Annotated in this window: 12 protein-coding genes; 9 read left to right on the forward strand and 3 right to left on the reverse strand. The window is 71.9% G+C overall.

What is annotated here, in order from left to right:
• Both Q9S78_RS09650 and Q9S78_RS09655 read right to left on the reverse strand, forming a co-directional pair.
• Entirely contained in the window at nucleotides 1-2673 is a 2673-nt protein-coding gene (locus tag Q9S78_RS09650) for a phosphoenolpyruvate carboxylase (RefSeq protein WP_311870104.1), read from the reverse strand.
• A 72-nt stretch (nucleotides 2674-2745) separates the two neighbouring features.
• Entirely contained in the window at nucleotides 2746-4173 is a 1428-nt protein-coding gene (locus Q9S78_RS09655) for a basic amino acid/polyamine antiporter (protein ID WP_311870105.1), read from the reverse strand.
• Between the two features lie 65 nt (nucleotides 4174-4238).
• Between Q9S78_RS09655 and Q9S78_RS09660 the strand changes: the two genes are divergently transcribed.
• The 4 genes from Q9S78_RS09660 to Q9S78_RS09675 all read left to right on the forward strand — a co-directional run bounded on the left by Q9S78_RS09660 (nucleotide 4239) and on the right by Q9S78_RS09675 (nucleotide 7624).
• The gene (locus tag Q9S78_RS09660) at nucleotides 4239-4886 is read left to right on the forward strand and encodes a nucleoside triphosphate pyrophosphohydrolase (RefSeq protein ID WP_020097051.1); all 648 of its coding nucleotides are present in this window, start codon (nucleotides 4239-4241) and stop codon (nucleotides 4884-4886) included.
• A gap of 57 nt (nucleotides 4887-4943) precedes the next feature.
• The gene (locus tag Q9S78_RS09665; protein ID WP_311870700.1) at nucleotides 4944-6200 is read left to right on the forward strand and encodes a histidine--tRNA ligase; all 1257 of its coding nucleotides are present in this window, start codon (nucleotides 4944-4946) and stop codon (nucleotides 6198-6200) included.
• A gap of 31 nt (nucleotides 6201-6231) precedes the next feature.
• Nucleotides 6232-6684, forward strand: coding sequence for a YdeI/OmpD-associated family protein (locus Q9S78_RS09670; RefSeq protein ID WP_020097053.1), 453 nt, complete (start codon nucleotides 6232-6234; stop codon nucleotides 6682-6684).
• Nucleotides 6685-6745: 61 nt separating this feature from the next.
• Nucleotides 6746-7624 (forward strand): SGNH/GDSL hydrolase family protein, encoded by an 879-nt coding sequence (locus Q9S78_RS09675; protein ID WP_311857096.1) that lies wholly within the window; start codon nucleotides 6746-6748, stop codon nucleotides 7622-7624.
• Here the strand turns inward: Q9S78_RS09675 and Q9S78_RS09680 are convergent.
• Complete coding sequence (locus Q9S78_RS09680) at nucleotides 7530-8825, reverse strand: APC family permease (protein WP_311870106.1); 1296 nt, start codon at nucleotides 8823-8825, stop codon at nucleotides 7530-7532. The two genes, Q9S78_RS09675 and Q9S78_RS09680, sit on opposite strands and share 95 nt — an antisense overlap.
• A 32-nt stretch (nucleotides 8826-8857) precedes the next feature.
• Between Q9S78_RS09680 and Q9S78_RS09685 the strand changes: the two genes are divergently transcribed.
• The 5 genes from Q9S78_RS09685 to Q9S78_RS09705 all read left to right on the forward strand — a co-directional run bounded on the left by Q9S78_RS09685 (nucleotide 8858) and on the right by Q9S78_RS09705 (nucleotide 12821).
• Complete coding sequence (locus tag Q9S78_RS09685) at nucleotides 8858-9214, forward strand: GntR family transcriptional regulator (protein WP_018188347.1); 357 nt, start codon at nucleotides 8858-8860, stop codon at nucleotides 9212-9214.
• Complete coding sequence (locus Q9S78_RS09690) at nucleotides 9204-10211, forward strand: DUF1648 domain-containing protein (protein ID WP_311857094.1); 1008 nt, start codon at nucleotides 9204-9206, stop codon at nucleotides 10209-10211. The genes Q9S78_RS09685 and Q9S78_RS09690 overlap by 11 nt, the downstream gene beginning before the upstream one ends.
• Before the next feature lie 8 nt (nucleotides 10212-10219).
• Nucleotides 10220-10900, forward strand: a complete 681-nt coding sequence (locus Q9S78_RS09695; RefSeq protein WP_311857092.1) for an O-methyltransferase — start codon at nucleotides 10220-10222, stop codon at nucleotides 10898-10900.
• 94 nt (nucleotides 10901-10994) lie between these two features.
• Nucleotides 10995-12275, forward strand: coding sequence for a phosphopyruvate hydratase (gene eno, locus Q9S78_RS09700; RefSeq protein WP_018188344.1), 1281 nt, complete (start codon nucleotides 10995-10997; stop codon nucleotides 12273-12275).
• Nucleotides 12276-12317: 42 nt separating this feature from the next.
• Nucleotides 12318-12821 (forward strand): FtsB family cell division protein, encoded by a 504-nt coding sequence (locus Q9S78_RS09705; protein WP_311870107.1) that lies wholly within the window; start codon nucleotides 12318-12320, stop codon nucleotides 12819-12821.
• The last annotated feature ends 20 nt before the right edge of the window (nucleotides 12822-12841 follow it).

Below are 12841 nucleotides of genomic sequence, written 5' to 3' on the forward strand. Positions count from 1 at the left end.
TCAGCCGGTGTTCTGCAGGCCGGCGGCGACCCCCGACACCGAGAGCAGCAGCAGACGCTGCAGATCGGGGTCGACCTCGCCGCCCGCCGCGTCGCGCAGGCCGCGGAGCGCCCGCAGCTGCAGGAGGGACAGGGCGTCGACGTACGGGCTCCGCATCTTCACCGCGCGGCCGAGGACCGGACGGTTGGAGAGGAGTTCGGTCCCGCCGGTGAGCTTCACGACCCAGGCGCGCGTGAGGGCCATCTCGTCGCGCACGAGCGCCGCGAGGTCGTCGCGGTCACCGAGCTCGAGGTAGTGCCGCGCGATGCGGTCGTCGGTCTTGGCGAGGCTCATGGCGACGTTGTCGATGAGGGTGCGGAACAGCGGCCACTGCTCGTACGCCTCGCGGAGCGCATCCTCGTCGCCCACGGCGTCGAGCGCCGTGCCGAGGCCGAACCAGCCGGCGAGGTTGATGCGCGCCTGCGTCCATGCGAACACCCACGGGATGGCGCGGAGGTCCTCGAGGGACTCGACCGACAGGCCGCGGCGCGCGGGCCGGGACCCGAGCGCGAGCAGCCCGATCTCCTCCATCGGCGTGACCTGGGCGAACCACGGCGCGAAGCCGGGCGCCTTGACGAGTGAGAAGAACCGTTCACGGGATGCCGCGTCCATGATCCGGGCCACGTCGGCGTATCGTTCGGCGGCCGACCGGTTGCGCTCCTCGATCGACGGTGCCGACGCCATGAGCATCGCCCCGGCGACCTGGTCGATGTGGCGCATCGCGATCGAGCGGTCGCCGTAGCGGGCGAAGATGACCTCGCCCTGCTCGGTCAGCTTGAACCGGCCGTCGACGGAGTGCGGCGGCTGCGCCAGGATCGCGGAGTTCGCGGGGCCGCCACCGCGCCCGAGGGCACCACCGCGACCGTGGAAGAGGGTGAGCTCGATGCCCTGTGCGACCGCCCACGCCGAGATCTCGGCCTGAGCCTCGTACAGCGCGAGGTTCGCGGCGACGGGCCCCACGTCCTTCGACGAGTCGGAGTACCCGAGCATGACCTCGAGGCGCCGTCCCGTCGCCGCGAGGCGCGACACGAACTGCGGGTGCTCCACGATCTCCGCCAGGATGCCGGGGGCCGCCTGCAGGTCCGCGAACGTCTCGAACAGCGGGATCACGTCGAGCACCGGGGGAGTGCCGTCGGGGCCGACGGCGTGCCGCGCGAGCGTGTGCACGGCGGCGAGGTCGTCGGCCGAGCGGGTGAAGGAGACGATGTAGCGTCCCGCGGCGCGGGGGCCGTAGCGCTCCTGCAGGAACGCGATCGTGCGGAAGACCTCGAGCACCTCTTCGGCCAGCTCCGACCGGTCGGACCCGCCCTGCTCGAGCTCGGCGAGGACCTTCGCGTGCACGGCGGAGTGCTGACGCACCTCGAGCTCGGCCAGGTGGAAGCCGAACGTCTCGACCTGCCAGATCAGCTGCTGCAGGTGGCCGTAGGCCTGGCGGGGCGCGCCGGCCTGGACGAGCGCGTCCTGCACCGTGCGCAGGTCCGCGAGCAGGTGCTCCGGGTCGGCGTAGGCGAGGTCGGCGTTCCGGGTACGGGTCGCCGCGATCTTGCGGGCGAGCAGCAGCAGGATGCGGCGGTACGGCTCGTTGGGGGAGCGCTTGGCGATCTCGGCCGCGGCGTCTTCATCGGCGTCCTTGAGCTTCTGCCACAGCGCCCGGACGGCGGGCGTCGGCGGGGTCGACGTCGCGTCCAGGGTCAGGGTGCGTCCGACGCGGCCCGCCGTCCGCTCGAGCCCCAGCAGCACGTGCTCGCTCGCGATGGCGGCGGCCTTGCGGGTCGTCTTCGCCGTCACGAACGGGTTGCCGTCGCGGTCGCCGCCGACCCACGAGCCGATGCGCACGAACGGGCGGACGAGGGGCGGGCGGGCCCCGGCATCCTCGCCCTGCAGCGCGTCGTCGACGCGGCGGTACACGTGCGGGATCGCGGTGTAGAGGGTCTCGTCGAAGACGCCCATGACCGAACGGACCTCGTCGGTCGGCGACGGCTTCTCGGAGCGCAGCGGCGCGGTCCGCCACAGCGTGTCGACCTCTTCGAGCATGCGACGCTCCGCGCGGCGGCGGTCAGCGCTGTCGGCGTCGGTCGTGTCGCGGTCGGCGAGGAGCTCGGCGAGACGCCGGATGCTGGAGGAGACCGCGCGGCGACGGGCCTCGGTCGGGTGCGCCGTGAAGACCGGGTGGAAGCGGAGACCCTGCAGGCGCTCGCGGGCGGCATCCTCACCGATCTCCTCGGCGAGGCTCCGGTAGGCGGCGGTGATCGAGTCGCTCGCGTCCTTCTCCTCGACGCGGCCGCCGCGCTCGCGGAGGATGCGGACGCGCTGGTGCTCCTCGGCGAGGTTCACGAGGTGGAAGTAGCAGGTGAAGGCCCGCGCGACCTCCTCCGCCCGCTCGAGCGTGTACGAGTCGGCGATGGCGGCCGCCCGCGCGAACGCCTCGGGGGTGTCGTCGGTGTAGGCCTGGATCGTGGCGATGCGCAGGCGCTCGACATCCTCGAACAGGCCCGGCGAGCCGCTCTCACGGAGCACGCGGCCCAGGAGCGAGCCGAGGACGCGCACGTCGGCGCGCATCTGTTCGGGGATCTTCTGCTCGGCCTCGTACCGTCCGACGAGGTCGATCGCTTCGGTGTTCGTGAGTTCGTGCACCGTCTCACGCTAGCGGGGGTTCTCGGGGCTTCCTGACACCATGACGGCGCACGACGCCGACCCGCGGTCGGATCAGATCGAGATCGCCCCGGTGGCGATGAGGATGACGGCGATCACCGCTCCGGCCGCGGCGAGGACGAACAGCCCGAGCTCGACGGGGGTGAAGACGCGGGCCTTCTGCTCGCGACGCCCGATCACGTACAGGACGGTGCCCGGCACGATGATGACGAGGCACAGCAGCAGGTAGGTGAGCCCGGCCGCCCAGAGCAGGTAGGCCGTGTAGAGCGTCGCGGCGGCGGAGACGATGAGTTCGCCCGCACGGCGGGACGCACCGTCCTGGATCGCGAGCTTCAGCCCGTAGGCCGCCGAGAGGAAGAACGGGATGAGGACGAGCGCGCTCGTGAGCTCGAGCGCGGCGTCGAACGCGTTCTGCGCGAACAGGACGACGACGAGCATCACCTGCGCGAGCACGGTCGAGAGGGTCAGCGCGCCGATGGGCGTGTCGTTCCGGTTCGTGCGGCGCAGGAAGGCCGGCAGATCGCCGGCCTGCGCCGCCGACAGGAGGACCTCGGCGGCCATCAGCGTCCATGCGAGATAGGCGCCGAGCACGGCGACGATGAGCGCCACGGCGACGAAGACCGCGCCCCAGCCGCCGACCGCCTGCTCGAGCACGCCACCCATCGAAGGTTGCCGCAGCCCGGCGAGATCGCTGCGGGGCAGGATGCCGTACGACACGATCGTCACGGAGGCGAAGACGGCGAGGACGCTCAGGAACCCGAGGACGGTCGCCCGCCCGACGTCGCTGCGACGGCGGGCGTGGCGGGAGTTGACGCTCGCGCCCTCGATGCCGATGAAGACGAACACCGTGACGAGCATCGTCGCCCGGATCTGCTCGCCGAGACCGGTCATGTCGCTGCCGCCCCAGTTCGCGGCGAAGACGGCGGGGTCGAACACCGTCAGGCAGAGCACGACGAAGACGACGATCGGCAGGACCTTCGCGACAGTCACGATGCGGTTGAGCGAGGCCGCCTGCCGTACACCGCGGCGGATGAGCAGGAAGAACAGCCAGATGCCGACCGAGGAGACCGCCACGGCGAGGACCGTGTTGCCCTCGCCGAGGGCGGGGAAGACGCCGCCGAGGGTGGAGGTGATGAACACCCAGTAGAAGACGTTGCCGACGCATGCACTCGCCCAGTAACCGAACGCCGCGAAGAAGCCGAGGTAGTTGCCGAAACCGGCCTTCGCGTAGCTGAAGATCCCGGCGTCGAGGTCGGGACGGCGGAGCGCCAACCGGTGGAAGACGAGGGCGAGCATCAGCATCCCGCTTCCCGCGATCGCCCACGAGATGAGCGCGCCGGCGACACCGGTCGACTCGGCGAAGGTCGAGGGGAGCGAGAAGACCCCGGCGCCGATCATCGATCCCACGACGAACGTGGAGAGCGTGAACATCGAGACGCGGGTCCCGCCGACCGCAGGCACCGTGGAGACGGGGGAAGTCATCGGACCAGGGTACGTCGGGCGGTGCACGGATGCCGCGGCCCGGCATCCCTCGTATCGTTGCGGTCATGCCAGACTCCCTGCCCGCATCGAACGGCCTGCGCCGCGCCGCTCTGACGATGCACGCCGTCCGCGACCGGTGCGTCTGGACGCAGCGGATCGGCCACGACGACCTCGTCCCGTACCTGCAGGAGGAGGCGGCCGAGCTCGTCGACGCCGTCGAGACGGGAACGCGCGACGACCTCAAGGAGGAGCTCGGCGACCTGCTCTGGCAGGTGCTCTTCCACGCCGAGATCGCGTCCCGGGATGAGAGTGACCCCTTCGACATCGACGACGTCGCGGACGCGCTCGCCGAGAAGATGATCCGCCGGCACCCGCACGTGTTCGGCGACGCGATCGCCACCACGCCCGAGGAGGTCCTCGTCCACTGGAACGCCGCGAAGGCCGCCGAGAAGAAGACGCGCACGAGCGTGCTCGACGGGGTGTCGACGCACATGCCGTCGCTCGCGCTCGCCCAGAAGATGCTGGGGAAGGCGGCGCAGGTGGACGTGATCCCCGCCCCGGCCCCGGCGGCGCTCGCGAGCGAAGCCGAGCTCGGTGACGCGCTCCTCGCCCTCGTGGCTTTCGCCCGTTCGGAGGGATGGGATGCCGAGCGCGCCCTGCGGCAGCGCCTGCGCACCCTCGCCGACGCGGTGCGTGCGGCCGAGTCCTCCTGACGTCTCGTCGCGGTCTGGAAGAATGGACCCGTGCCCTCCGTGAACCCGCCGCGCGGTATGCGCGACTTCCTCCCCGCCGACAAGGCCCGCCGCGAGCGCGTCCTGGCCGTCATCCGTGACCGCTACCGCGCCCACGGGTTCGACGAGATCGAGACGCCCGTCGTCGAGGACTACGAGCGTCTGCACGCGGGGATCGGCGGCGACAACGAGAAGCTCGCGTTCAACGTCCTCCGCCGCGGTCTCGACGCCGACGCGATCCGGGATGCCGCGGGCGACCCGGCGGCGCTGTCCGACCTCGGTCTGCGCTACGACCTGACCGTGCCGCTCGCGCGCTTCTACGCGACCAACCGGGCTCAGCTCCCGTCGGTGTTCCGCGCGATCCAGATCGCGCCCGTCTGGCGTGCGGAACGCCCCCAGAAGGGTCGCTACCGCCAGTTCGTGCAGTGCGACATCGACATCATGGGCGACGCGACGCCGCGCGCCGAGGTGGAGCTCCTCACCGCGAGCCTCGACGTCCTCGATGCGCTCGGCCTCGAGGGCGGCACGATCCGGATCAACGACCGCCGAGCGCTCGACGCGATGCTGGCGGTCTTCGGTTTCGCCGACGCCGACCGCGCGGGTGTCCTCATCACGATCGACAAGCTCGACAAAGTCGGTGCCGAGGGCGTCGTCGCCGAGCTCCGCGGCCGGGGCGCGGACGAGCCCGCCGTCGCCGCCCTGGAGGCGTTCCTGACCCGCCCGCAGACTCGCGAGTACCTCCCGTTCGGCGAGGCGCAGATCCGCAAGGCGCTGCCCGCCGGGGTCCCCGATGACGTGGTCGCGCACCTGGTCGGCATCGGCGAGGCCGTCGCCGCCGCCCGCGGCGAGACGGACGTGCCGTTGCGCTTCGACCCGTTCCTCGTGCGCGGCATGGGGTATTACACCGGCACGATCTACGAGCTCGCGCACCCGTCGGTGTCGTACTCGCTCGGCGGCGGTGGTCGCTACGACGGCATGATCGGACGCTTCCTCGGGCAGGACGTGCCCGCTGTCGGGTTCTCGATCGGCTTCGAGCGGATCGTCGATCTCGTGGGAGCGGCCGAGGATGCGGCATCCGCTGCCGTCGTCCTCATCGCCGATCGCGACGTCCCGCTCGTGGAACTGGCGACCCACAAGGCCTTCTTCGTCTCGCAGGGTGCCCGCGTGCGCCTCGAGCAGCGCACGAAGAACCTCAAGGGTCTGCTGGAGCGCTCCGCGGCCGACGGCTACACGTCGTTCGCGACCGTATCGGCCGGCGCCGAATCGTCGGCGCTCGAGACGCGCCCCCTCGGGTGACACGGCGGGTCCGCGCTGCTAGCGTGCGGCCATGACCCTCCACGTCCGCACGGTGTTGCCGAAGAACGGGCCCGCGACCGCGATCGAACTGACCGACGAGCAGGTCGAGGACCTCGGCGGCGGCAAGCGCGCCGCGGTCGTCGTCACGATCGGGGGGCGACGTGCACGCCTGCGGCTGAGCGTCATGGGCGGGCGAAACCTCATCGGCATGTCGAAGGCCGCGCGCGCCGAGCTCGGCGTCGAGATCGGCGACGAGGTCGATGCGCAGATCGACCTCGACGGCGAGGATCGTGCCGTCGAGGTCCCGGAAGACCTGGAACGCGCTCTGGATGCCGAGCCGCAGGTCCGCGCCGCCTTCGACGCCCTGGCGCCGTCGCGCCGGAAGGAGATGGTGCGCTCCGTCGTCGAGGCGAAGAAGGCGGAGACCCGCGAGAAGCGGATCGCCGGCGCCATCGACACGCTGCGCTCACCGGGAAGCGCCTGACGTCCCCGACTCGTCACCGGGACGTCGTGCGACGTTCACCGTCGGGGTGTGTGCTCAGCGGGTGCCACGATCGACGCGGGTTCCGGCCCGACTCACCCTGATCGCCTCCGCCGGAGGGGTCGCCGGCGCACTGCTGCTGGGCGCCCGTGCCGGCTTGGCGCGGCAAGCCGCGATCGCCCGGCGGCGCATCGGCAAGCCGCTCGGCGACGCTCCGCCCGAGGCCGACCGCGTGTGGCGGCCGGGCCTGGGCGGTGAGCCGGTCGACCTCCTGCTCCTCGGCGACTCCATCGCTGCCGGGCTCGGGGCCCAGCACCGCAAGGAGACGCTCGGCGGCCGACTCGCGAAGGGCCTCGCCGGCGAGCTCGACCGTCCCGTCCGACTGCGGACGGCCGCCGTGGTCGGCGCCGAATCGGCCGACCTCGCCGGGCAGCTCGCCTCGCTCCCCAAGGACTACCGCGCCGACGTCGCCGTGATCGTCGTGGGCGGCAACGACGTCACGCACCGCGTGCCGGTGCCGGTGGCGACCGGACACCTCGCCGATGCCGTCCGCCGCCTCCGGAGGACGGGCGCGGCGGTGGTCGTGGGAACCTGCCCCGACCTCGGCGCGCTCCGTGCCGTGCCGCAGCCGCTGCGGACGATCGGGTCGCGCGCGTCGCAGCAGCTCGCTGCGGCGCAGGCAGACCGTGCCCGCGCGGAGGGGGCGGGGGTCGTGTCCCTGCGACGGGCCGTCGGACCCTTCTTCCGCATCGACCCCGACGGCATGTTCAGCCTGGATCGCTTCCACCCGAGCGCCCTCGGATATCGCCGGACGGCGGAGGCGCTCGTCCCGGTCGTGAGGGACGCCCTCAGGCAGCCCGGCGTCGAAGGCGCAGCATCCGATATCCCAGTCCCACCACCAGCACGGCGATCCCGACGGGGACAGACGGCCATGGCAGGGTGACCACGAGCGCGACGCATCCGGCCCCGCCCAGGACCTGCAGGATGCGCGGGTAGCGCCGCGCTCCGCCCCGCTGTCGGAAGGCCGCGATGTTCGCGACGAGGTAATACGTCAGGACGCCGAACGACGAGAAGCCGATCGCCCCTCGGACGTCGCCGAGCAGGACGACGGCCACGACCACCGCGACGACGGCGATCTCGGCGTTCCGCGGCACGTGCCACCGCGGGTCGACCGCCGCGAGCAACCGCGGCAGGTCGCCCTCCCGGGCCATCGCGAACGAGGTCCGTCCGATCCCGGCGATGAGGGCGAGCAGGGCGCCGAGGGATGCCGCGGCCGCACCGACGCGGACGATCGGGGCGGCGGCATCCCATCCTGCGGCGCGGACGACGTCGACGAGGGGTGCGCTCGCGGCGGCGAGGCCGTCCGGGCCGAGGACGCGGAGGGCGGCGACGCCGATCACGGCGTACACGACCAGTGCGCCGCAGAAGGCGAGGACGATCGCCCGCGGGATCGTCCTCGCGGGGTCCCTGACCTCCTCGCCGAGGGTCGCGATGCGGGCGTACCCCGCGAAGGCGAAGAACAGGAGCCCGGCCGCCTGGAGGATGCCGAGCGGCCCCGAGACGAACCACCCCTGGCCGAACCACCCCGACGCCGTCGCCGCCGTCTGCGCAGGCGGCGAGGCGAACCCGGCGACGGCGGTGACGCCGAGCACCAGCAGAACGATGGTCACGAGGATGCGTGCCACCTGAGCGGTGCGGGTGATGCCGAAGAGGTTCACCGCGCCGAGGGCGAGGGCCGCCCCCGCCGCGACGGGGCGTTCCCACCCGGCGGGAGCGACATAGGCGGCGAACGTCAGGGCCATCGCCGCGCAGCTGGCGGTCTTCCCGATCACGAAGCCCCACCCGGCGATGAAGCCCCACCAGGGTCCGAGTTCCGCGCGCCCGTAGGCGTAGACGCCGCCGGATGTCGGATGCACCGCCGCGAGCTGCGCCGTCGAGGTGGCGTTGCCGAAGGCGACGAGTGCGGCGATCCCGAGCCCGACGAGGAGTCCCGTCCCGGCCGCCTGCGCCGCAGGGACGAACGCGGCGAAGACCCCGGCGCCGATCATCGCGCCGAGACCGATGACCACGGCGTCCGCGAGCCCGAGACGACGAGCGAGGGCGGGGGAGGACACGGCGTGAGCGTACCGAACCGAGGAGAACATCTTGATAGTTATAGTTGCGCTATAATTAGTGCATGTTGATCCGTGTCGACCCCCAGAGCTCGGTGCCGCTGTTCGCGCAGATCGCCGATGCCCTCCGCGCCGACATCACCGCCGGCCGGTTGAGTGACGGCGAGCGGCTCCCGGCCGCACGCGAAGTGGCCGACGCGCTCCGGGTGAACCTCCACACCGTGCTTCACGCCTACCAGGATCTCCGCGACGAAGGGCTCGTCGACCTCCGCCGCGGCAGGGGCGCCGTCGTGACCCCTGCCGGTGCGGCCCTCGCCGGCCTCGGGGCGGAGATCACCGCTCTGGTCGACCGCGCACGATCCCTCGGCGTTTCGCCCGACACCCTGTCCGCCCTCGTCAAGGAGGCTGCTCGTGACCACTGACCGCCCGACCGTCGTCCGCCGCCGGTTCACCCTCGTCGCTCTCGTGATCCCGGTCGTCGTCGTCGTCGCCTCGATCGCCGTGCAACTCGTCCTGCTGCCGCAGGTCCCGCCGACCATCGCCACCCACTGGGGGTGGACCGGGCGGGCCAACGGCTTCTCGCCGTCCTGGCTGATGCCCCTCGTCACCGCTCTCATCGGAGGCGCGATCCCTGTGGCGGTCTTCGCCCTGGGCGTCGGTGGTCTCCGTCGGGGCGATCACGGTTCCTCGTACCGGCTGCTCGGCGCCGTGGCGGTCTTCATCGCGGTGCTCGTGGCGGGGCTGGGGGCGGCGACCCTCGGCATCCAGACGGGACGAGCGGATGCCGCCGCGGTGCTGCCCCCGCTCCTGCTGCCCGGCGTCATGATCGCCGCGCTCGCCGCCGGCGCCGTGGGGTGGGCGATCCAACCCCACGCACCGTGGCGCCCCACCCCGGGCGGCACCTCCGCCGAGGTGGACGTCCGACCGGGGGAGCGGGTGGTCTGGCTGCAGGGCGTCTCGCTGGCCCGCGCGGGAGTCGTCGTGCTCTCGGTCGTCACCGTCATCGGGGTCGCCGCGGCGGTGCCGGTCGTGCTCCTGGCGGACCCCGCGGCGTCGTGGATCTCGCTCGGCGTCGTCATCGTGCTCGCGGTCCTGTTCGCCGTGACGCTCCGCTACCACGTGCGCGTCGACCCCGAAGGTCTCACCGCGGTGTCGGCCGCCGGATGGCCCCGCGTCCATGTCCCGATCGACGACGTCATGTCGGCCGAGGTCGTCCAGGTGTCGCCCATGGGCGAGTTCGGCGGGTGGGGCATCCGCCGGTCGGCGCAGGGCCGCGGCGTCGTCCTCCGGTCGGGTGAGGGCGTCCGCGTGCACCGCCACGACGGGCAGACGCTCACGGTCACCGTCGACGACGCGGCCACCGCCGCGGGCCTGCTGAACGCCTACGCCGCATTGACGGCCGGGCGGCGGGGCGATTGAGTGGCGGCATGGCGCATCCCTCTCCCCACGACCCCACCGCCGAGCGGTGGAACGACGTCGACGCGTACCTGACGGGCACCCTGGTCGCCCCCGACGAGGCGCTGTCCGCCTCGATCGCTTCCCTGGCCGACGAGGGGATGCCGGAGATCGAGGTGGCGCCGCTGACCGGGAAGCTCCTGCACCTGCTGGCGCGGATCGCCGGTGCCCGGCGCGTCCTCGAGGTCGGAACCCTCGGCGCGTACTCCACGATCTGGCTCGCCCGCGCTCTGCCCGCGGGTGGGCGCGTCGTGACGATCGAGGCCGAACCGCACAACGCGGAGGTCGCGCGCCGCAACCTGGCTCGCGCCGGTGTCGCCGACCGGGTCGAGGTGCGTGAAGGGCGCGGTGCGGACGTCCTCCCGACCCTCGCCGGCGACGAACCCTTCGACCTCGTCTTCATCGACGCCGACAAGGAATCCAACGCGCTGTACCTCGACTGGGCCGCGCGGCTCGGTCGCCCCGGGACGGTGGTCGTCGTCGACAACGTCGTGCGTTCCGGTCATGTCGTCGAGACGGATGCCGGGGCCCAGGTCGACGGCGTCCGGGCGGGACTCGCGGTTCTCCGCGATGATCCGCGGTTCGAGGCGACGGCGCTCCAGACCCTCGACCGCAAGGGCTGGGACGGCGTGGCGATCGCGATCCTCGTGTGACGCGCGGTCCTGTGCGGCATCCCTCGCCTCACTAGACTCGAGGACGGACCGACGACGCTCCCGTTCCATCCTCCACAAGCAAGGAGAAACCCCCGTGGCATTGATCGAGGCAGTAGGCGCACGCGAGATCCTGGATTCGCGCGGCAACCCGACCGTCGAGGTGGAGGTTCTGCTCGACGACGGCATCGTCCAGCGCGCAGCCGTCCCCTCCGGCGCGTCCACCGGCGCCTTCGAGGCGTACGAACTCCGCGACGGCGACAAGAGCCGCTACGGCGGCAAGGGCGTCCTCAAGGCCGTGAACGCCGTCATCGACGAGCTGGGACCCGCCATCGAGGGCGTCGAGGCCAGCGAGCAGCGCATCGTCGACGAGATCCTCATCGCGACCGACGGCACCGAGAACAAGTCGCGCACCGGTGCGAACGCCATCCTCGGCGTCTCGCTCGCCGTGGCCAAGGCCGCCGCCGACAGCGCCGACCTCCCGCTCTACCGCTACCTCGGCGGACCCAACGCGCGCGTCCTGCCCGTGCCGCTGTTCAACGTCATCAACGGCGGCGAGCACGCCGACAACGGCATCGACATGCAGGAGTTCTTCCTCGCCCCCATCGGCGCCGAGAGCTTCTCCGAGTCGCTCCGCTGGGGCGCCGAGGTCTACCAGGTCCTGAAGAAGGAACTGCAGGCCGCCGGCTACGCCACGGGCCTGGGCGACGAGGGTGGCTTCGCCCCCGATCTCCCCAGCAACCGCGAGGGCCTCGACTTCCTCGTCAAGGCGATCGAGAAGGCCGGCTTCACCCCCGGGCGCGAGATCGCCCTCGGCCTCGACGTCGCCGCCACCGAGTTCTTCAACGACGGCGTCTACCGCCTCGAGAACAAGGACTGGTCCGCCGAGCAGCTCGTCGACTACTACGCCGACCTCGTCGACTCGTTCCCGATCGTCACGATCGAGGACGCGCTGGCCGAGGACGACTGGGACAACTGGACCGCTCTCACCGAGCGCCTCGGCAAGAAGGTGCAGCTCGTCGGGGACGACCTGTTCGTCACCAACCCGCAGCGTCTGTCCGACGGCATCAAGCGGGGAGCGGCCAACTCGCTCCTCGTCAAGGTGAACCAGATCGGCACGCTCAGCGAGACGCTCGATGCGATCGATGTCGCGCACCGCGCCGGTTACACCACGATGCTCTCGCACCGCTCCGGCGAGACCGAGGACACCACCATCGCCGACCTCGCCGTCGCGGTGAACTCGGGTCAGATCAAGTCGGGCGCGCCCGCTCGGAGCGAGCGCGTCGCGAAGTACAATCAGCTTCTGCGCATCGAGGAAGACCTGGGCGAGGCAGCGGAGTTCATCGGCGCCGCCGCGTTCCCGCGCTTCACCGCCTGACCCGCGAGCGCACTGCACCGACATCCACGAGAAGGGGGAGCCATGGATACGCCATCGGCTCCCCCTTCCCGTGTCTCCCGCGGTCGGCGCGCCCGCGACGCAGGCTCCACGACGCGTCGCGTGGACGTCCGGGACTGGGTCGGCGGCATCCGGATGTCGGGGTTCATGGGGATCATGCTCGGCCTCGTCGTCCTGGCGGCCTTCGTGCTCGTGCCGACGATCGGCACCTACGTCGATCAGCGGCAGCAGATCGCCGCGCTGACGCACGACGTGAAGGCGACGCAGGACGAGATCGCGCAGCTGAAGACGGAACGCGAGCGCTGGCGTGACGAGGCGTACATCGTCGCGCAGGCGCGCGAGCGGCTGTACTACCGGCGCCCCGGCGAGGTCGTCTACCTCGTGGCGGACGATCTGCCCTCGGACACGATCCAGCCCGAGCAGCGCCCCGTCAGCGGGAGTGTGCAGGAGACCCGGCACGACTGGATGACCCAGTTCCTGCGGTCGGTGACCGAGGCGGGCCTGGCCAAGACCGTCGCCCCGGGCTGACGCCCAGCCCCCGCGCGCGA

The sequence above is a fragment of the Microbacterium aquilitoris genome, from assembly GCF_031932285.1.
In the GTDB taxonomy this organism is placed as follows: domain Bacteria; phylum Actinomycetota; class Actinomycetes; order Actinomycetales; family Microbacteriaceae; genus Microbacterium; species Microbacterium aquilitoris.